The 18,699-nt window shown below is 70.7% G+C and carries 25 protein-coding genes; 18 read left to right on the forward strand and 7 right to left on the reverse strand.

Annotated features, from left to right (window positions below; translation table 11 throughout):
- Window positions 1-47 precede the first annotated feature (47 nt).
- Genes dapE through VHD82_RS28635 form a run of 3 tightly spaced genes read left to right on the forward strand, consistent with a single transcriptional unit; the run spans window position 48 to window position 2,466 of the window.
- Window positions 48-1,115 (forward strand): succinyl-diaminopimelate desuccinylase, encoded by a 1,068-nt coding sequence (dapE, locus tag VHD82_RS28625; protein ID WP_325710884.1) that lies wholly within the window; start codon window positions 48-50, stop codon window positions 1,113-1,115.
- A 16-nt stretch (window positions 1,116-1,131) separates the two neighbouring features.
- On the forward strand, window positions 1,132-1,899 hold the full coding sequence (locus VHD82_RS28630) for a TIGR00730 family Rossman fold protein (RefSeq protein ID WP_325710795.1): 768 nt from the start codon (window positions 1,132-1,134) through the stop codon (window positions 1,897-1,899).
- Window positions 1,900-2,466 (forward strand): TIGR00730 family Rossman fold protein, encoded by a 567-nt coding sequence (locus tag VHD82_RS28635; protein WP_325710799.1) that lies wholly within the window; start codon window positions 1,900-1,902, stop codon window positions 2,464-2,466.
- Here VHD82_RS28635 and VHD82_RS28640 read toward each other — a convergent pair whose 3' ends face one another.
- Complete coding sequence (locus tag VHD82_RS28640) at window positions 2,467-3,138, reverse strand: lysophospholipid acyltransferase family protein (RefSeq protein WP_325710802.1); 672 nt, start codon at window positions 3,136-3,138, stop codon at window positions 2,467-2,469.
- 126 nt (window positions 3,139-3,264) lie between these two features.
- Between VHD82_RS28640 and VHD82_RS28645 the strand changes: the two genes are divergently transcribed.
- The 8 genes from VHD82_RS28645 to VHD82_RS28680 all read left to right on the forward strand — a co-directional run bounded on the left by VHD82_RS28645 (window position 3,265) and on the right by VHD82_RS28680 (window position 6,000).
- Window positions 3,265-3,537 (forward strand): hypothetical protein, encoded by a 273-nt coding sequence (locus tag VHD82_RS28645; protein ID WP_325710805.1) that lies wholly within the window; start codon window positions 3,265-3,267, stop codon window positions 3,535-3,537.
- A gap of 57 nt (window positions 3,538-3,594) precedes the next feature.
- The gene (locus tag VHD82_RS28650; RefSeq protein WP_325710808.1) at window positions 3,595-3,897 is read left to right on the forward strand and encodes a DivIVA domain-containing protein; all 303 of its coding nucleotides are present in this window, start codon (window positions 3,595-3,597) and stop codon (window positions 3,895-3,897) included.
- Window positions 3,894-4,349 (forward strand): SRPBCC family protein, encoded by a 456-nt coding sequence (locus VHD82_RS28655; protein ID WP_325710811.1) that lies wholly within the window; start codon window positions 3,894-3,896, stop codon window positions 4,347-4,349. The genes VHD82_RS28650 and VHD82_RS28655 overlap by 4 nt, the downstream gene beginning before the upstream one ends.
- The gene (locus tag VHD82_RS28660; protein ID WP_325710814.1) at window positions 4,346-4,912 is read left to right on the forward strand and encodes a DNA-3-methyladenine glycosylase I; all 567 of its coding nucleotides are present in this window, start codon (window positions 4,346-4,348) and stop codon (window positions 4,910-4,912) included. The genes VHD82_RS28655 and VHD82_RS28660 overlap by 4 nt, the downstream gene beginning before the upstream one ends.
- Window positions 4,913-4,967: 55 nt before the next feature.
- Window positions 4,968-5,213 carry a hypothetical protein gene (locus VHD82_RS28665; RefSeq protein WP_325710817.1) on the forward strand — a complete coding sequence of 82 codons (246 nt, stop codon included), beginning with the start codon at window positions 4,968-4,970 and terminating at the stop codon, window positions 5,211-5,213.
- Window positions 5,186-5,368: a hypothetical protein gene (locus VHD82_RS28670; protein WP_325710820.1), complete on the forward strand. Its 183-nt coding sequence runs from the start codon at window positions 5,186-5,188 to the stop codon at window positions 5,366-5,368. Before VHD82_RS28665 ends, VHD82_RS28670 begins: the two co-directional genes overlap by 28 nt.
- Window positions 5,365-5,526, forward strand: coding sequence for a hypothetical protein (locus VHD82_RS28675; RefSeq protein WP_325710823.1), 162 nt, complete (start codon window positions 5,365-5,367; stop codon window positions 5,524-5,526). Before VHD82_RS28670 ends, VHD82_RS28675 begins: the two co-directional genes overlap by 4 nt.
- Window positions 5,527-5,604: 78 nt before the next feature.
- Window positions 5,605-6,000 (forward strand): hypothetical protein, encoded by a 396-nt coding sequence (locus VHD82_RS28680; RefSeq protein ID WP_325710827.1) that lies wholly within the window; start codon window positions 5,605-5,607, stop codon window positions 5,998-6,000.
- Window positions 6,001-6,270: 270 nt separating this feature from the next.
- On the opposite strand, the gene VHD82_RS28685 is transcribed toward VHD82_RS28680, so the two are convergent.
- A complete protein-coding gene (locus VHD82_RS28685; protein ID WP_325710830.1) occupies window positions 6,271-7,065 on the reverse strand; it encodes an enoyl-CoA hydratase-related protein in 795 nt (264 codons plus the stop codon).
- Between the two features lie 175 nt (window positions 7,066-7,240).
- Here VHD82_RS28685 and VHD82_RS28690 point away from each other — a divergent pair, with 175 nt between their 5' ends.
- Window positions 7,241-7,408 carry a DUF3117 domain-containing protein gene (locus tag VHD82_RS28690; RefSeq protein WP_081617745.1) on the forward strand — a complete coding sequence of 56 codons (168 nt, stop codon included), beginning with the start codon at window positions 7,241-7,243 and terminating at the stop codon, window positions 7,406-7,408.
- Between the two features lie 74 nt (window positions 7,409-7,482).
- Window positions 7,483-8,910, forward strand: a complete 1,428-nt coding sequence (locus tag VHD82_RS28695) for a leucyl aminopeptidase family protein (RefSeq protein WP_325710834.1) — start codon at window positions 7,483-7,485, stop codon at window positions 8,908-8,910.
- Here VHD82_RS28695 and VHD82_RS28700 read toward each other — a convergent pair.
- Window positions 8,901-9,845: a LysR family transcriptional regulator gene (locus VHD82_RS28700; RefSeq protein ID WP_414637587.1), complete on the reverse strand. Its 945-nt coding sequence runs from the start codon at window positions 9,843-9,845 to the stop codon at window positions 8,901-8,903. The genes VHD82_RS28695 and VHD82_RS28700 overlap by 10 nt on opposite strands.
- Before the next feature lie 35 nt (window positions 9,846-9,880).
- Between VHD82_RS28700 and VHD82_RS28705 the strand changes: the two genes are divergently transcribed.
- Window positions 9,881-11,116: an MFS transporter gene (locus tag VHD82_RS28705; protein WP_325710840.1), complete on the forward strand. Its 1,236-nt coding sequence runs from the start codon at window positions 9,881-9,883 to the stop codon at window positions 11,114-11,116.
- Here the strand turns inward: VHD82_RS28705 and VHD82_RS28710 are convergent.
- Entirely contained in the window at window positions 11,066-11,707 is a 642-nt protein-coding gene (locus VHD82_RS28710) for an O-methyltransferase (RefSeq protein WP_325710843.1), read from the reverse strand. The genes VHD82_RS28705 and VHD82_RS28710 overlap by 51 nt on opposite strands.
- 174 nt (window positions 11,708-11,881) lie before the next feature.
- Between VHD82_RS28710 and sigE the strand changes: the two genes are divergently transcribed.
- The 4 genes from sigE to tatB all read left to right on the forward strand — a co-directional run bounded on the left by sigE (window position 11,882) and on the right by tatB (window position 15,232).
- Window positions 11,882-12,505, forward strand: coding sequence for an RNA polymerase sigma factor SigE (sigE, locus tag VHD82_RS28715; protein WP_325710846.1), 624 nt, complete (start codon window positions 11,882-11,884; stop codon window positions 12,503-12,505).
- Entirely contained in the window at window positions 12,502-13,170 is a 669-nt protein-coding gene (locus tag VHD82_RS28720; RefSeq protein WP_325710849.1) for a hypothetical protein, read from the forward strand. Before sigE ends, VHD82_RS28720 begins: the two co-directional genes overlap by 4 nt.
- Window positions 13,171-13,250: 80 nt before the next feature.
- A complete protein-coding gene (locus VHD82_RS28725) occupies window positions 13,251-14,780 on the forward strand; it encodes a S1C family serine protease (RefSeq protein ID WP_325710852.1) in 1,530 nt (509 codons plus the stop codon).
- A 50-nt stretch (window positions 14,781-14,830) separates the two neighbouring features.
- Window positions 14,831-15,232, forward strand: a complete 402-nt coding sequence (gene tatB / locus VHD82_RS28730) for a Sec-independent protein translocase protein TatB (protein ID WP_325710856.1) — start codon at window positions 14,831-14,833, stop codon at window positions 15,230-15,232.
- A 459-nt stretch (window positions 15,233-15,691) separates the two neighbouring features.
- Here the strand turns inward: tatB and VHD82_RS28735 are convergent, their stop codons facing one another.
- The 3 genes from VHD82_RS28735 to VHD82_RS28745 all read right to left on the reverse strand — a co-directional run.
- Complete coding sequence (locus tag VHD82_RS28735) at window positions 15,692-16,837, reverse strand: Mrp/NBP35 family ATP-binding protein (RefSeq protein WP_325710859.1); 1,146 nt, start codon at window positions 16,835-16,837, stop codon at window positions 15,692-15,694.
- A 9-nt stretch (window positions 16,838-16,846) separates the two neighbouring features.
- The gene (locus tag VHD82_RS28740; RefSeq protein ID WP_325710862.1) at window positions 16,847-17,365 is read right to left on the reverse strand and encodes a DUF1003 domain-containing protein; all 519 of its coding nucleotides are present in this window, start codon (window positions 17,363-17,365) and stop codon (window positions 16,847-16,849) included.
- A partial coding sequence (locus tag VHD82_RS28745; protein ID WP_414637588.1) for a magnesium transporter MgtE N-terminal domain-containing protein occupies window positions 17,358-18,699 on the reverse strand: 1,342 nt, incomplete at its 5' end. The genes VHD82_RS28740 and VHD82_RS28745, both read right to left, overlap by 8 nt.

Here is an 18,699-nt window from a genome sequence, read left to right on the forward strand (position 1 = left end):
CACCACCGCCCTCAACGGAGACGCTCCGCGTCGCGACTAATCTCGAAATCATGACTCTCGACCTGCACGCCGACCCGGTAGACCTCACCTGCGCGCTGGTGGACATCCAGAGCGTCTCCGGCGAGGAGCAGGCGATCGCGGACGCCGTGCAGGCAGCGCTGACCGAGCAGGCCGGGCACCTGGAAGTGGTCCGCAACGGGCATTCCGTGCTCGCGCGCACGAACCTTGGCCGTCCGTCGCGGGTCGTGCTCGCCGGGCATCTGGACACGGTGCCGGTGAACGACAATCTGCCCGTCCGGCGCGAAGGGGACGTGCTGCACGGGCTCGGCACGGTGGACATGAAAGGCGGCGACGCGGTCTTCCTGCACCTGGCCGCCACCGTGCGAGAGCCCCGGCACGACCTCACTTTCGTCTTCTACGACTGCGAAGAGGTCGAAGCGACGCGAAACGGGCTCGGCCGCGTCGAGCGGGAGCTGCCCGAGTGGCTCGCCGGTGACCTGGCCATCGTCGGCGAGCCGTCGAACGCCGTGATCGAGGCAGGCTGCCAGGGCACCATGCGCGTCGAACTGCGCTGCACCGGCGCCCGCGCGCACACCGCCCGCGCGTGGATGGGCGTCAACGCGATCCACGCCCTCGCCGAGCCGATGCGGCGGCTGGCCGGATACCGGGCGCGCGACGTCGAGATCGACGGCCTGCGCTACCGGGAGGGGCTGCAGGCGGTGCGGGTGTCCGGCGGCGTCGCCGGGAACGTCGTGCCGGACGAGGCGGTGCTGACCGTCAACTTCCGGTTCGCGCCGGACCGTTCGGCCGAAGAAGCGGAAAAGCATGTGCGCGAGGTGTTCGACGGCTTCGAACTGTCCGTTGTGGACCTTTCGCCCGCCGCGCTGCCCGGCCTGTCCGCGCCGGCGGCGGCCGAGCTGGTGCAGGCCGCGGGCGGGAAGGCGGCGGCCAAACTCGGCTGGACCGACGTCGCCCGCTTCGCCGCGCTGGGCATGCCGGCGGTGAACTTCGGCCCCGGCGACCCGACGCTCGCGCACACCAGGCAAGAACACGTTCACGCGGCCGAAATCGGACAGGTGGCCGGGGTGCTGCGGGAGTTTCTCGGGGCTCTATAGGCTCGCGGAGGTGACAATGGACGAAACGGAATACCCGGAGCACCCGCGGGAGAAGCACCGGGGCCCGGTGGTGCTCAGGCGTGGCCGGCGGGTGGAAGCGACGACGACCGACGAGCGGCTGCTCGACTCGCGCGGGCCGACGGACTGGGTGCACACCGACCCGTGGCGCGTGCTGCGCATCCAGGCCGAGTTCGTGGAGGGCTTCGGCGCGCTCGCCGAGGTGCCGCGCGCGGTGACGGTGTTCGGTTCGGCGCGCACCCCGCGTGACCATCCCGAGTACGAGCTGGGCAGGAAGATCGGCACGGCGCTCGCGCAGGCCGGCTTCGCCGCGATCACCGGTGGCGGCCCCGGTTCGATGGAAGCGGTCAACCGCGGCGCGTCCGAGGCCGGTGGGCTGTCGATCGGACTGGGCATCGAGCTGCCGTTCGAGCAGGGCCTGAACCCGTGGGTCGACCTCGGGGTCAACTTCCGGTACTTCTTCACCCGCAAGACGATGTTCATCAAGTACGCCCAGGCGTTCATCTGCCTGCCCGGCGGGTTCGGCACCCTCGACGAGCTGTTCGAGGCGCTGACACTGGTGCAGACCAAGAAGGTCACGAAGTTCCCGGTGGTCCTTTTCGGACGGTCCTACTGGGGCGGGCTGTACGACTGGATCAAGGGAACCGTTTATGCCGAAGGGAAAATCGGCGAAAAGGACCTGGCCCTGTTGCACGTGACCGACGACATCGACGATGCCGTGCGCGTGGTGCAGGAGGCCTACAAGGCTTGGGAGGACACCCACTAGATGCGCCGAATCTGTGTGTTCTGTGGTTCGTCGGCCGGCAAGGACCCGGTGTACGTCGAACAGGCCGAGATACTGGGGAAACTGCTCGCGGACCGGGGGATCGGGCTCGTCTACGGCGGGGCAAGCGTGGGGATCATGGGGACGGTCGCCCAGGCGGCGCTCTCGGCGGGCGGCGAGGTGATCGGCGTGATCCCGAAGCACCTGATGCGCGCCGAGATCGCGCACGCCGGGCTGACGGAGCTGCACGTCACCGAGGACATGCACGAGCGCAAGGCGAAGATGGCCGAGCTGTCCGACGGGTTCCTGGCGCTGCCCGGCGGCGCCGGGACGCTCGAGGAGCTGGCCGAGGTGTGGACGTGGGCGCAGCTCGGGCTGCACTCGAAGCCGATCGGGCTGGTCGACGTGGCGGGCTACTACCAGCCGCTGCGGCAGTTCGTGGACCACATGGTCACCGAGGGCTTCCTCCGCCCCGAGCACCGCGACTTCCTGCTGACCGGCTCGGATCCGGCCGCGTTGCTCGACGCCTTCGCGACCTACGAGCCGCCCACCGTCGCGAAGTGGACCTGATCAGGCCGCTTCGTTGGGGCGCTTGTGATAGCGGTCCACGTACTCCTGCTCGGAGAGCTCCAGGATCGCGTACATGATCTCGTCGGTGACGGCCCGGCGGATCGCGGGGGAGGACTCCATCCCGTCGTAACGGGAGAAATCGAGCGGCTTGCCGAAGCGCACCATGACCTTCGCCGGCCGCGGGATCTTCTTGCCGATCGGCAGCATCCGCTCCGTCCCGGTCACCGCGACCGGTACCACCCGCGCCCGCGTGGCCAGCGCCAGCGCGCCGACCCCGGTGTGCCCGCGGTGCAGCCGTCCGTCGAGGGAGCGGGTGCCTTCGGGGTAGATCGCGAACGCGTCGCCGCCGTCGAGGACCTTTCGCGCGGCCTCCAGCGCGGCCATGCCGGCCATCGCGTTGCCGCGCTCCACCGGCACGTAGTGCAGCGCCCGCAGGAACGCCGCCATCAGCCGCGCCTTCGGCCCCTTGCCGGTGAAGTACTCCGCCTTCCCGAGGAACGAAACCGGGCGCGGGGTGACGAACTGGATCAGTGCGGTGTCCACCGCGGCGCGGTGGTTCGCCGCGATGATCACCGGCCCGGTCAGCGGCACGTGCTCCGTGCCGTGGACTTCCGGCCGGTAGATCAGCCGTGCCAGCGGTGCCAGCACGAGCCGGATCAACAGATGTAACAAGACTCCTCCAGACGACTCCGATTCCAGCATGGCACCGTCACCGCGGGGGAGCCAGGCAGGTGTGAGCACTTCGTCGGACCGGAGCAACGAACACGGGCGCGAAGGGCCCGGCTGTGCCACGATCTGATGGTGCGCGTCCGGACGTTCGTCCTCGTCGTCTCGGGGCTGTGCCTCGTGGCTTTCCTCGTGCTGTTCGCGATTCCCGTGCACGCCGCCGGTGACGCGGCCGTGGCCTGCGGAAACGGCTGGACGATCGACTCCGCCTACGCCGCGGGCTGTGATCACGCCCGCGCGGTCCGCAAGGCCATCGGGGTCTTCGTGCTGGGCCTCGGTCTTGTCGGGCTGGTCGGCGTGTTCCTCGCCCGGCGCACTCGTCCCGGTCCGCGAAACACGACTTGACCAGCCGGAACAGCGCCAGGAAACGCCGGTTCAACGCGCGGCTGCCACAATCGTGTCGTGACGACCGCCCTGATCTACCTCGTAGTCATGCTGCTTGTCGCGGCGGTGGTGTTCCTGCTGGCCGCCGTCGTGTTCGGGCGCGGTGAAGAGCTCGCGCCGCTGCCGCCCGGCAGTTCGCCCACGCGGCTCCCGGTCCGCGACATCACCGGCGAAGACGTGCAGAAGGTGCGCTTCCAGCTGGTGCTGCGCGGCTACAAGATGTCCGAGGTCGACTGGGTGATCCGCAGACTGGGCGGCGAGATCGACGGTCTGCGCGCGCGGGTCGCCGAGCTGGAGGCCGAACGCGAGACGACGGGATGACCGATCTGGTTTTTTCGGTCGATGTCGCCGCGCCGGCGGGTACGACCTGGCTGGCGTTGACCGACTGGCCGCGCCAGCACGAGTGGATGCTGGGTACCGACGTGAGGGTCGCCTCCGGTGACGGGCGCAGTGTCGGCTCGCAGCTGACCGCGTTCACCGGGCTGCGCGGGCTCGGGTTCACCGACACGATGGAGATCACCGCGTGGGAGCCGCCGGTGCGCTGCACGGTGCGTCACCTCGGCCGGATAGTGCGCGGCAGCGGGGCGTTCCACGTGCACGTGAAGGGGCCGCAGTCGTCGGCGTTCGTCTGGTCGGAGAGCCTGGAACTGCCGTTCGGGCCGCTCGGCAGGCTCGGCTGGCCGGTGGCTAGGCCCGCGTTTTCGCTGGGGGTGCGGCAATCGCTGCGCAGGTTCGCTCGGTTCGCCGAGAACTATTCGATCGGGGGCAGATGAGCGCGACGGTCGGCACGGACGGCGTCGCCCGGTGCCCGTGGGGCAACAGCGCGCCGGACTACGCCGAGTACCACGACACCGAATGGGGTGTCCCGCTGCACGGCCGGGACGAGCTGTACGAGCGGCTCTGCCTGGAGGCCTTCCAGTCGGGCCTGTCGTGGATCACGATCCTGCGCAAGCGCGCGGGTTTCCGCCGCGCGTTCGCCGCGTTCGTGCCGGAGAAGGTGGCGGAGTTCGGCGACGACGACGTGGCCAGGCTGCTCGCCGACGCCTCGATCATCCGCAATCGCGCGAAGATCAACGCCGCGATCACCAACGCGCGCGCAGTACTGGAGCTGGACACGCCGCTCGACGAGCTGCTGTGGTCGTTCGCGCCGTCGGGCCGTCGCGCCCGGCCTCGCGCGATGGAGGACGTCCCGGCGATCACCGACGAGTCCAAGGCGATGGCGCGCACGCTCAAGAAAAGCGGCTTCGCCTTCGTCGGGCCGACAACCTGTTACGCGCTGATGCAGGCCACGGGCATGGTCGACGATCACCTCGAGGGCTGCTTCCGCGCGACTTAGGTACTAGAACCTTCGCGGCTTCTGGTGCGTCCCCCGGCCCGGCAGGGTTCGCGGGATGCAGCTACTCGCGTCCCGTCGCGCCCGGAACTGGACCGTCGTCGTGGCGGTTGGGCTCGGTTTCGCCGGGTTGCGCATCGCCGGCTCGCGGTCGTTCTTCGGCGAGATCCTTTTCCGGCCGCCCAACGGAAAGAAGCTGTTCGCGCTGCCCCGTTACCTCGCCGCGCGCAACCGCAAGACGATCACCTGGGACGTCGAACCGAACCCGATCCGGTGGTGGACGCCGGCGCCGCGGCCACCGTGAGCTACACCGTGCAGCACGTCCGGCCGGGTTCGACCGTGGTGCTGCACGGGATGTATCCCGGCCGGGCCGCGCTCGGCCCGATCGTCGACCAGCTCAAGCAGCGCGGATACCGGTTCGTGACGGTCTCCCAGCTGCTCGCGGAAAGCGGGCGGTGACCACCCACTCGCGCTCGGCGAGCCCGAATTCGAGCGCCCCGCCCATGGCTCGCGCCTGCCCGGCGAGGCTCGCGAGCCCGTATTCCTTGCCCGGCACGGCTTTCGTGGCGTTGCGGGCGACGATCTCGACCTCCGCCGCGATGATCATTCTCAGCTGAAGCCGGACGCCGGGACCGTCGGCGTCGCTGAGGTCGCCGACCGCGCGCAGGGCCGGTGAGCTCGCTCGGGTCCGGGTCGTGGTCGAGCAGCAGCCCAGCGGCCCGCAGCCGGGCCGGCACGTCGGCCAGATCGGGCGGCGGCTCGTCGTCCTCGTGCAACGTGTCGAGGGTGCGGCGGACCAGTGTGAGCGCGCCACGCCCGGCGGCGACCAGCGTGTCCAGCCGCGCGCCGTCGGCGTCGCTGAGGTCGCCGACCGCGCGCGGGGTTTCGGCCTGCACCAACCTGACCGCCGTCGTCTGGGCGAGGTGTCGTGCAACCCCGTTCGGCGGTCATCCGGCCCCAGCAGCCAGGCCATCCCACACGCGGCGACCCCGAGCAGTGTCCCGTCGAACGCCCCCTTCGGCGGGAACATCGCCGCCCCGACCGCGGCAATCGCGAGCGCACACCACCGGCGCGCGCCGCCTGACCAGTAGCGGGCCGGAACTGCTCGACTCCAGGGCCGAGGTGGACGTCGACCTGAAGGATTCGACGGGCGAGGAGCTGGTGGCCACCGCCGCGCGCTCGGCGTCGTCGGCCGAGACGTTGACCCCGCGGGAGCGCGCGACATCGCCGCCCGGCCGCGTCTGGCCGAGCGCACGGTGCAGGGTGCACGCCGGCAAGGTCCTGGCCAAGCTCGCTGTCTCGACCAGGACCCAAGCCGCCCTCCTCGCCACCGCCGTTGGCGGGCCGGCGAGGGGAAGCGCTTACTTGCCCTGGAACTCCGGCTTGCGCTTGGCCACGAACGCCTCGACCGCCTCGCGGTGGTCGGCGGTGCCGCCGAGCGCCGTCTGCGCGGCGTCCTCCGCGGCAAGCGCTTCCTCCAGACTGCTTTCCGCTGCCGTCGTCAGCACCTCCTTGATCTTCGCGTAGGACACGGTCGGCCCCGCGGCGAGCTTCTTGGCCACCGCGTGCGCCCGCTCGGCCAGCTCCTCGTCGGCCACGACCTCGCCGACCAGACCCAGCCGCAACGCTTCCTCCGCGTCGACCGTGCGCGCCAGCATCATCAGCTCCGTCGCCCGGCCGTAGCCGACCAGCCGCTGCAGCGTCCACGACGCGCCCGAGTCCGGGCCGAGGCCGACGTTGGCGAAGGCCATCAGATAGTTCGCCGACCGCGCCGAAATACGCAGGTCACAGGCATAGGCGAAGGCCGCGCCGGCACCGGCGGCCGGGCCGTTGACCGCGGCGATCACCGGCTTCGGCATGTCCACCAGCGTCCGCACGATGGGGTTGTAGTGCTCGGCCACGGTCCGTAGCGGCGACGGGTCGCCGGCCTGCAGCAGCCCGACGTGCTCCTTCAAATCCTGGCCCGCGCAGAACGCCTTGCCGGTGCCGGTCAGCACCACCGCCCGCACCTCGGGGTCGGCCGCCGCCTCGCGCAGCGCCGCGAGCAGGCGTTCCTTCAGCTCGACGGTGAGCGAGTTGTAGGCCTTGGGGCGGTTGAGCGTGAGCGTCCGTACGCCGTCGGCGTCGGCGATCAACAGCACTTCCTCGGTGGTCACTGGTCTCCTCCTGGCTTTCGGGGCCCTCGCGAGCCGCATACCAGCACCTATGCAAACACGAAAAGATCGGTCCGCGTTCGCGCGCCCATGTTGATGAGGGAGAATGGCGCACGACACCCGGTTGGCTTAGGCAAGCGCGACCCGGGCGCGCCGGTTGAGACGGAGGGAGCACGCTATGGCGGCCATGAAGCCCCGGACCGGAGATGGTCCCCTCGAGGTGACTAAGGAGGGGCGGGGCCTCGTGATGCGCGTTCCGCTCGAGGGTGGCGGGCGACTCGTCGTCGAGCTGTCGGCCGAGGAGGCCAAGGACCTGGGGGTTGCTCTGCAGGAGGCCACGAGCTGACGCTGCGTTCCGACCACTTCACCGGCTGACGACGCGTCAGCCGGTTTTCGCCGTCCCCGCTCGGAGGTTGCCTGATGGCGCGGTTCCCGCTGCCTGCCTTACCCAGTCGGTTGCTCGATCTCGAGGTGGCCGACGTGCCCCGGCGCGGCGCGCCGACTGCCGTGCTGGTGCCCGCCGCGCCGGAACCGGTGGAAATCGCCGGAATCCGGCATCCGGGCAAGACGGGTGAGGTGCGGGAAGCGGCCGGGCCCGTGCGGTGGGTTGTCGGGATCGGGGACGGCGCGCCGAAGGACTGGCGTGCCGCGGGCGCGGCGCTGGTGCGCGCGATCGAGGAAGACCCGGTGCGCACCGCGCAGGTCGAGCTGGGTGGCGAGGTGCGCGGCGAGGACGTGGCCGAGTTCGCCACCGGCGCGCTGCTCGGCGGCTACCGGTTCAAGGTCAGCGCGGAGGGCGCCAAGCCGGGGCTGCAGACCTTGCGCCTGCTCACGCCGTATGAGCGCGCGATACCCGAATACGAAGAGCTGCTCGGCCGCGTGCGCGGGCTGGCCGAGGCCGCCACACTGGCGCGCGATCTCGCCAACACTCCGTCCAACATCAAAAACCCGGCCTGGCTCGCCGACACCGCCGAGCGGGTCGCCGGTGGCCAGCCCGGGCTGCAGGCCACCATCCGCGACGAGCGGTGGCTTGCCGACCAGGGTTTCGGCGGGGTGCTCGCGGTCGGCGGCGGCTCCGTGAGCCCGCCGCGGCTGATCGAGCTGACCTACCGGCCGCGCGGATCTTCGCGGCATTTGCTGCTGGTGGGCAAGGGAATCACGTTCGACACCGGCGGCCTGTCCATCAAGCCGGCGGCCGGTATGCACCTGATGCGCACAGACATGGCCGGTGGTGCGGCGGTGATCGCGGCGACTCGTGCCATCGCCGCCGCGCGGCTGCCGGTCCGGGTCACGGCGCTGGTCCCGGCGGCGGAGAATCACGTGTCCGGCAGCTCGTACCGCCCGGGCGACGTGGTGCGCCACTACGGCGGAATCACCACCGAGGTCAGCAACACCGACGCCGAGGGCCGGATGGTGCTGGCCGACGCGCTGGTCTACGGCATCCGCCGGTTCCGCCCGGACGCGGTGGTCGACGTCGCGACGCTGACCGGCGCGATGAAGGTCGCGCTGGGGACGCGCACCGGCGGCCTGTTCGCCACCGACGACGACCTCGCGCAGCGGCTGCTGGCCGCGGGCGAGCGGGTCGGCGAAGCGTGGTGGCGGATGCCGTTGCTGGAGGCGCACGCAGACGCGGTGCGCGGAGAGCTGGCCGACGTCCGGCAGGCGCCCGGCGGCCCTGGCGCTGTGACGGCGGCGCTGTTCCTGCGCGAGTTCGTCGACGGCATGCCGTGGGCGCATCTCGACATTGCCGGCCCGGCGCGCGCGGAGAGCACCTACGCCGACGTGGTGCCCGGCGCGACCGGCTTCGCGGCCCGCACGCTTGTGGAGCTGGCTGCTTCCTACGCCTGAGCGCGGACGTAGTCCCGGAAGGCGCGCACTGTCGGCGTGAGGTGTCCGTGCGCGTGCCAGATGAGGCAGATCGTGCGGCTCACGCCGGGCGAGAGCGGGATCTCCACGACTCCGGCGGGCGCGGGCCCGACGCGGGGGAGCAGGCTGATGCCGAAGCCCGCCGCGACAAGGCCGCGCACGGTGTCCGACTCCTGGCCCTCGAAGGCGATCTTCGGCTCGAAGCCGGCTTCGGCGCAGAGCCGGTCTGCGATCTGGCGCAGTCCGTAGCCGTGCTCCAGGGTCACGAACTGTTCGTCGGCGAGTTCCTCGAAGCGGATGCGTTTACGCTCCGCGAGGCGATGCCCTTTCGGCACGGACAGCAGCAACTCCTGTTCGTCGAGGGCGGTGGCTTCGAGATCCGGGTCGTCGGTGGGCATCGGGGCGACAAGCGCGAGGTCGATCTCCCCGGCCGCGAGCTGGTCGAGGATGTGCTGACGGGACCCTTGCACGAGGGTGAACCGGACGCCGGGGTGGCGCTGCCGGAACCCGCGCAGCAGATTCGGCACCAGCCGCCGGCCCAGCAGATGCAGGAAGCCGAACACGACATGCCCGGTGGCGGGCTCGATCTCTTCGCGGGCCTGTCGCGCGCCGGACTCCACGGTGCCCAGCGCCCGGCCCGCGCTTTCGGTGAGGATCGCGCCCACCCTGGTCAGCCGGATGCCGCGGCCGACCGGTTCGATCACCGGCGCGCCGACCAGTTCGGCGAGCGCGCCGAGCCGGCGGCTGACGGTGGGCTGCGGGACGCCCAGTAGCTCGGCCGCGCGGGTGATGTTGCCGGTTTCACTCAGGGTGGCCAGCAGGGCGAGGTTGGGGGCCAGGTGATGAGCCAGCCGCTGGTCGGTGAGCCGCGAATCAGATTCATGCGCCACCGTATCGATTTTGGCATATTTCCGCATTAGACGTATCGATCTGCGCGTCTTACGTTCGAGATGTGTCCGTTGACCTGCTTGTTCCCGTCCGCGCCGAGACCCGGCGCGTCAAGATCGCCGTAGCCGCCGCCGGAATCTCTTCGTTCGCGTTGCTGTACGCGCCGCAGCCCGTGCTGCCCCAGCTCGCCGCGCAATATCACCTGGATCCCGGCAGCGCGTCGCTCGCGGTCAGCGTGGCCACCGGCGCACTGGCGATCGCGGTCCTGCCCATCGCCGCGTTCTCGGAGATCATCGGGCGGCGACCGGTGATCCTCACGTCGGTGATCGCCTCCGCCGTGCTCGGGTTGCTGCTGCCGCTCGCGCCCTCGTTCCCGATTTTGCTGGTGCTGCGTGCGTTGCAGGGGGTCGCGATCGCGGGCTTCCCCGGCGTCGCCGCCGCGTATCTGGTGGAGCGGCTGGGCAGGACCGGGGTCGCGGCCGCGGTCGGCGCGATGGTCGCGGGGAACTCGGTCGGCGGGATGCTCGGCCGGCTCGCCGCCGGGTTCAGTGCCGAGCCCTTCGGGTACCACGGCGCGCTGGTGGTCGTCGGGATCGTCGGATCGATCTTCACGCTGCTGACCGTGTTCGCCCTACCGCCTTCGCGCCGCGAAGACAGACTGAAGCCGAGCGCCGGGCAGCAGCTGCGCGGCGTCCTGGCCGGGGTTCGGGCGGCGCTGAGCAAACCCGTGCTGCTTGCTCAGTACGCCGTCGCGCTTCTCGCGATGGGCGCTTTCGTGGCGATGTACAACGCGGCCGGCTTCCGGCTTACCGGGGCGCCGCTGAACCTGTCGCCCGCCATCGCTTCGCTCGTCTTCCTCGCGTACGCGATGGGCTCGGTCTCCTCGGCGACAGTCGCGCGGCTGGTCGGCCGGTTCGGGCGGATGCGCGCGTCGGTGCTTTCGCTGACGGTCACCGCGATCGGGATCCTGCTGACGCTGTCCGACTCGCTGCCCGTGGTCGTGCTCGGGTTCGTCGTGCTGACCGGCGGCTTCTTCTCCGCGCACGCCGTCGCGAACAGCTGGGCCGCCGCGGAGGCGCCGGAACACGCGCGCGGGCAGGCGTCCGGCACCTACACGCTCATGTATTACCTGGGCAGCAGCCTCGGCGGGACCGTCGGATCGGTGATCTTCGCGCGAGCCGGCTGGACCTGGCTCGTTGCCGCCGCCGTCGCGTGGCTGGCCGGGGCCGTCGTCGTGGTGCGAACCGTGTCAGGACCGCATCGCGGCGACGAGCAGGCCGCCGCCGACCGGAAGCAGTGACGGCACCAGCCTGTCGTCCTCACGCAGACCGCGCGCCAGCTCGCGCGCGGCCACCATGCCCGGATCCCGACGGGGGTTTTCGGCCTGTGGCCCGAGCACGCCATGGAACGCGATCACCCCGCCCGGCCGCAGCAGGCTCACGCCGTGGTCGTAGTAGCCCGGGTACTCGGCCAGCGAAGCGTCCACGAACACCAGGTCGTACCCGCCGCTGGTCAATCGCGGCAGCACTTCCATCGCACGGCCGGTGATCAGCCGGGTGCGGCCCGGCGCGAACCCGGCCTCCCGGAAGGTCTTGCGGGCGGTGCGGTGGTACTCGGGCTCGATGTCGATCGTCGTGAGCACGCCTTCGGGCGCCATCCCGCGCAACAGGTACAGCCCGCTCGACCCGGTGCCGGTGCCGATCTCGACCACCGCCCGCGCACGCAGGCAGGTGGCAAGGAAGCACAGCGCCTCCCCGGCCTGGGCGCCCAGCGGCACGCAGCCAAGCTCCTCCGCACGGTCACGGGCGGCGAGCAGCGCGTCGTCGTCGGGCGGATGGCCGGTGTGCTCTTCGACACCAGTAGCCACCCCCGCGTGCGTCTCGGAGGTCACGCCGGAAAGGTTAGCGCTGGTCGTCGCCAAACTCGTGCAAGACGTGCACACTTCTCTCAGGTGCCTCTCAGACCGATCTCACTAGACACATAAGGAGTTCGGTCAAGCTACGTCTCGACAGGGAACACGGCGTGGCCGATCCACGTTGGGTAGAGCAGTAGGGAGAACAGCCTGATGGAGGTGCCTTCCCCGCCGATGCAGAAGACCCCGCTGAACGACGAGCCCGCGACCGAAGGCCGCCCGGTGAAGGTGGACGAGGCCGCTTGGACGCCGCCGTCCTGGGACGAGGTCGTGCGAGAGCACGCCGACCGGGTCTACCGGCTCGCGTACCGCCTGACCGGTAACACCCACGACGCCGAGGACCTCACCCAGGAGACCTTCATCCGGGTGTTTCGCTCGCTGGCCTCATACAAGCCCGGCACCTTCGAGGGCTGGCTGCATCGCATCACCACGAACCTCTTCCTCGACATGGCGCGCCGCCGTTCGCGGGTGCGGATGGAGGGGCTGCCGGAGGACACCGACCGCATAGTCGGTGACGACCCGAGCCCGGAGCAGGTCTACAGCGACACCCATCTCGACCCGGAGCTGCAGGCCGCGCTCGACGAGCTGCCGCCGGAGTTCCGTGCCGCGGTGGTGCTGTGTGACGTCGAAGGTCTCTCGTACGAGGAGATCGGCGCCACCCTCGGGGTCAAGCTCGGTACCGTGCGCAGCCGGATCCACCGTGGCCGGCAGTCTTTGCGCGCTTCGCTCGAGAGGCGTCGCGCGTTGAAGGAGGAATCCGTGGAGGCTTCCGTATGACCGATCCTCGCGGCCGGGGCCTGCTTCCCGAGTCGCACCTGCTTCCCGACGCCGTCGTCGCCTTCGTGGACGGCGAGCTGTCGCTGGGTGCGCGGGATCGGGCCGCTTCGCATATCGCCCGTTGTCCACTCTGCGCTTCCGACGTGAAGGCACAGCGGCAAGCTCGGTCGGCGGTGCAGGACGCACCGGCCGTGCCGCATATGTCCGCCGGGTTCCTGGCGAGCCTGCGAGCGATACCGGACCACACCGATCTGCCGATGACCCCGGACAACCTGGCGGTCACCGAGGACGGGCAGCTGGTCGCCGTCCAGCGTCCCGAGCGCGTCGCCGGGCTGCGTGGCATGCCCGCCGGGCTCGGCTCGTCGGCACCTCTCGGCACGAGCACCCCGCTCGGTGGTGGCTCGGCCGTCCTGAACTCGCACCGGTCCGCTTCGGTGCGCAAACGCGCCGCGCAGGGCGCTGGTGTCGTCGTGTCCGGCATCGTGCTGAGCGCGCTCGCGCTCGTCGCCACCTCCAGCGGAGGCGGCACGGCGCAGGTCAGCCCCGAGCCCAGTGGCGGCACTCCGCCCGGTCTGCTGGGCGCCCAGCTCGGCGGTCAACAGCGAGTGACCCCGACGACGACCACCACCACGTCGGCGGCCACCCCCGTCATGGAACATCACTGACGCCTGCTTCACTGGCCTGACGGAAGAATCCGTGGCGTAGGGTCACGCCGAGTGTTGCAGTCCGTCTATCCCGGGGAACGATGAGCCAGCCGAACACGCCTGAGGAGAACTCCGGCGCGCCGCGCGAACCGCGGCTGCAGCCCAGGCCGCTGGACCGGCCCGCGGTCGACCCCGGACAAGCCGCCACTTTCGGCAGGCCGCACGGGGTCGACGGCGCTTTCGACAAGCTCTATTCGCCCGGTAAACGCAACGGCGAGCAGATCATCACCAAGCCACCCGCCCCGGAGTCGCTGGCCGAGGCCTTCGGCCGTCCGCCGGGCGCGGAGAACGTCCGCCTGCAGCGCCCCGGTGACGACACGGGCCAGCGCGCGGCCGACGGGCCGGAGTCCCCGCTATGGGCCAAGTCCGCCGATCCGTGGCGTGACCCTGGCGCCGCCGCGGTACTGGGCGGTCCGGCGCTGGAAGCCGAGGACGAGGAGAAGGACGGCGACGAGCGGCCGAAGGGCCCGTTGCTTTCGCTGCCCGAGCTGCTGTTCGGCCGTCGGGTGAAGCCCGTCGCGCTGGGCCTGCTCGGCGTGGTGTGCCTGCTGATCGGCGCGGTCGGCGGCCTGGTCGGCTGGTGGATCGCCAGCACCGGCAACTCGCTGACCGGCAGCGCGACGATCTCCGAAGCCGAGGCGGGCAAGGAGCGCGCGCCCGGCTCGATCGCCGACATCGCCAAGCGCGTCTCGCCCGCGGTGCTGTCCATCGAGGTGACCTCGGGCGAGTCCGGCAGCGTCGGTTCGGGCGTGATGATCGACCCGAACGGCTACGCCATCACCAACAACCACGTGGTCTCGCTGGCCACCGACGATCCGCAGGCGAAGATCACTGCCGTGTTCAGCGACGGCACTCGCACCGGCGCGAAGGTCGTCGGCACCGACCCGACGACCGACCTCGCCGTGATCAAGGTCGGGGTGGCCAATCCGACGGTGATTCAGATCGGCAGGTCCGCGGACCTGGAGCCCGGGGATTCGGTGATCGCCATCGGTTCGCCGCTGGGCCTGCAGAACACCGTGACCTCCGGCATCGTCAGCGCGCTGCACCGGCCGATCACCGCGCAGAGCGAGAACGGCGGCCCCCCGATCACCTACGACGCCATCCAGACCGACGCCCCGATCAACCACGGCAACTCCGGCGGCGCGCTGGTGGATTCCACCGGTGCGCTGATCGGCATCAACTCCGCGATCCGCACCGGCACCACCGATTCCGACCAGGGCGGCAGCATCGGCATCGGATTCGCCATCCCCGCCGACGACGCGGTCAAGATCGCCCGCACCCTGATCAGCAACGGTCAGGTCAAGCACGCCGACATCGGTATCAACGCCGCCTCGGTCGCGGCCGACACGTCGGAAGGCGCGCAGGTGGTCAACGTGGCCGACGGTGGCCCGGCCGCCAAGGCGGGTATCGCCGAGGGCGACGTGATCACGAAGGTCGGTGACCGGATGGTGCGCAACGCCGCGGAACTGACCGTCGCCGTGCGGGCGCACAACATCGGCGAAGTGGTGCCGGTTCAGCTTGTCCGGCAGGGCAGGCCTCTTGTCGTCGACGTAACCCTGGGTTCGGATTAGCGGGGTAGGCTGGGCGCGCACGGGCGTGCACCGAGGCGGAGGTTTGACTGGTGTTCGATAGCGTTGGCTGGGGCGAGATTCTCGTTCTCATCGTCGCCGGTCTGTTCATCCTCGGCCCGGAACGCCTGCCCGAGGCCGCTTCGTGGGCGGCCAAGAGCATGAAGAAGGTGCGCGACTTCGCCGCCGGTGCGCGGCAGCAACTGCGGGACGAGATGGGCCCGGAGTTCGAAGAGTTCCGCAAACCGCTCGAGGACCTGCGTCAGCTGCGCAACTTCGACCCCCGCCGGGCGATCACCAACCACCTCTTCGACGGTGACCCGGATCCGTTGGGGCTCAACGGAACCAGCGGCGGCAGCAGTAAGCCCAACGGCTTCCCCGCAGTGTCGGCGAAGCCGGAACAGGAGGCCCTGAAGCCAGGGGAGAAGCCCCCCGTGGACCCGGACGCCACCTGATCTTCCGGGCAGCACCACCCACATACCGCCGCCGAGCAACGCAACGGCTTTCTCCCCGGCCAGCCTCCCCTCGCCGCCCCGATCCCCAGCCGCACTTGCGGTCGCGTGGTCGGGTCAAGGCATCTTTCCCGCCTTGACGCGGCCTCGCCGCCCCGAACACTCAAGGATCGGGGTGGGGAGGGGAGCCCAAGCGCGCTCTGCGCGCGTCCGTTGCTGTCGCAGCGTGCCCAGCTTGCCTAGTCGCGCGGTCGCCGGGTCGGGTCGCCGGGTTTCGCGATTGGCCGATACAGCGTGCGGCCGCCGGGCCCGAGACTGGCCCATTGCGTTGGGGCCCTTCGCTTTTCAGTGTTTACGCGCGGGCTGGGTGCGACGGGGCAGGGAGGGGTCCAAGTGCCTGCCGTTGGCCGCCCCCGGAGGGGCAGCCTCGGCGGAGCGAGCGGAGGTGCGGAGCGAAAACCCCTACCGCCCCTTCGGGCTCACGTTCAACATCATCCCCGCCAGTCCGCGTGCCCGGACCGACAGCTTCTCCGCCACGTTCTTCAGCACCGTCGACGCCGGGGCCTCGGGCTCGGCCAGGACGATGGGCGTGCCCTCGTCACCCTGCTCACGCAGGCGCGGGTCCAGCGGGACCTGACCCAGCAGCGGCACCTTCGAACCCGTGGACTTCGACAGCGAATCCGCCACCGTCTGCCCGCCGCCGGAGCCGAAGATCTCCATCCGCTCCCCGGAAGGCGTCTCCAGCCACGACATGTTCTCGATGACGCCGGCCAGCCGCTGCCGGGTCTGCATCGCGATCGCGCCCGCGCGCTCGGCCACCTCGGCGGCGGCCTGTTGCGGGGTGGTGACCACGAGGATCTCCGCGTTCGGGATGAGCTGGGCCACCGAGATCGCGATGTCACCGGTGCCCGGCGGGAGGTCGAGCAGCAAGATGTCCAGATCGCCCCAGAACACGTCGGCGAGGAACTGCTGCAGCGCGCGGTGCAGCATCGGCCCACGCCAGACCACCGGGGTGTTGCCGGGGGTGAACATGCCGATGGAGATGACCTTCACGCCATGCGCCTGCGGCGGCATGATCATTTTCTCGACCTTGGTGGGCTTCTCGCGGGCGCCCAGCATGCGCGGCACGGAGTGGCCGTAGATGTCGGCGTCGACCACGCCGACGGACAGCCCGCGCTCGGCCATCGCCACCGCGAGGTTCACCGTCACGCTCGACTTGCCGACCCCGCCCTTGCCCGAGGCCACGCAGTACACACGGGTGAGCGAACCGGGCTGCGCGAACGGGATGACCGGCTCCTCGGCGTCGCCACGCAGGGATTTTCGCAGCTCGGTGCGTTGCTCGTCGCTCATCACGTCGAGCTCTACGCGGACCTCGCGCACCCCGTCGAGCTTGCCGACGGCGGCCGTCGTTTCCTTGGTGATGGTGTCCTTGAGCGGACAGCCCGCGACAGTGAGATAAACCCCGACCGTGACGAGTCCGTCCTCGCCGACCACGATGTCCTTGACCATGCCAAGGTCGGTGATCGGCTTCTTGATCTCCGGGTCGTAGACGCTGCCGAGCGCGGCGCGAACGTCCTCGACGCTGGGGATCTGCTGCGTGCTGGTCATAGCCCCATGCTACGGACCGGTTATCGGCTCGGGCTGCGCACGGTTCGCTTTCTGCTTACGGGGCTTGGTGTTCAGATCTTCACGAAGCTTGTCGAGCTCCCCACGCAGGTAGTCACGCGTGGCGACCTCGCCGACAGCGATGCGTAGTGCCGCCAGTTCACGCGCCAGGTATTCGGTGTCCGCCTTCGTCTGCGCGGCGCGATTGCGGTCCTCGTCCAGCGAGACCCGGTCCCGGTCGTCCTGCCGGTTCTGCGCCAGCAGGATCAGCGGCGCGGCGTAGCTCGCCTGCAGCGACAGCGCCAGGGTGAGGAACAGGAACGGGTACTGGTCCGGGTGCGGGATGCCGGGGATCGCGTTGCCGACGACCCAGATCACGATGATCGCCGTCTGGATGACGAGGTACCGCCCGGTGCCGAGGAAGCGGGCGAACTTCTCCGTCCACTGCCCGAAGGCCTCCGGGTCGACCCGCAGCCGCACGCCCCGCCGCTCGACCCGCGGCTGGTCGAGGCGGGCCCGGCTCTCAGCCATGCGGCTCGGCCCGATCGCGGTCGCGCCAGCCCTCGGGCAGCAGGTGGTCGAGCACGTCGTCGACCGACACCGCGCCCAGCAGCCGGTCGTGGTCGTCGACCACCGGGGCGGCGACGAGGTTGTAGGTGGCGAGGTGCCGGGTCACCTCGTCCAGGGGCGTGTCGGGACGCAGCGTCCCGGTGTCCTTCTCGCACAGCCCGGAGACCAGCGCCGACGGCGGCTCGCGCAGCAACCGCTGCAGGTGCGCGGTGCCGAGGAAGCGCCCGGTGGGCGTGGCCTGCGGCGGCCGCACGACGTACACCTGGGCGGCGACGGCGGGGGAGAGCTCGGGGTTGCGCACCCGGGCGAGGGCCTCGGCGACGGTGGCGTCCGGCAGCATGATCACCGGCTCGGAGGTCATCATGCCGCCGGCGGTGTAGTCGGCGTAGGTCATCAGCCGGCGGACCGGCGCCGCCTCCTCCGGCTCCATCAGCTCGAGGAGGCGCTCCTGGTCGGCGGTCGACATCTCGCCCAGCAGGTCGGCAGCGTCGTCGTCGTCCATGGCCTCGAGGACGTCCGCGGCGCGCTCGTCGGCCAGCGACCGGAGCAGGGCCAGCTGGTCCTCCTCCTCCATCTCCTGCAGCACGTCGGCCAGCCGCTCGTCGTCGAGCGCGGCGGCGACCTCAGTGCGGCGCTTGACGGTCATGTCCTTCAGGGCCGCGGCGACGTCGGCGGCGCGCAGGTCGGCCAGCGTGGCGAGCAACGCGTCCGTGCCCTGGTTGCGCTCGGTGAGGGCGAGGCCGTCCACCTCGTTCCACTCCACCTGGAACAGCTGGCCGCGGCGCCGGGCCAACCGTCCCCCCGTGTGGGTGCGCACGGCGAGCCGGCTGATCACCCAGTCGCGGGCCCGGTTCTGCTCGATCGCCGCGTCGACCACGCCGGCCCGCTGGCCGCTCTCGCGCACGATGACGCTGCGGTCGAGCAGTTCGGAGAGCACGAGCACCTCGTTCCGGCGGCGCTCGAAGCGCTTCATGTTCACCGTGCCGGAGGACAGGACGACCTGGTCCGGCTCGATGCGGGTGACCCGGCCCATGGGCACGAAGATGCGGTGCCGGTGCACGAGCTCGACGACCAGCCCGATGATCCGCGGGGGCTGCCGGTCGGCCCGCAGCATGGTGACCGCGTCCCGGACCCGGCCCAGCTGGTCGCCGCCGGGGTCGAAGACGGCAATGCCGGCCAGCCGGGCGAGGAAGATGCGCCCGGCCGTCGTCATCGCGGGCTCCCGGCGATCGGCACGCAAGAAGGTTAGTCGGCCGCCGCCCGCCATCGCCGCCGCCGGGCCCGTCCGCCGTCCT

The sequence above is a fragment of the Amycolatopsis sp. genome (assembly GCF_035546795.1).
Lineage (GTDB): Bacteria > Actinomycetota > Actinomycetes > Mycobacteriales > Pseudonocardiaceae > Amycolatopsis_E.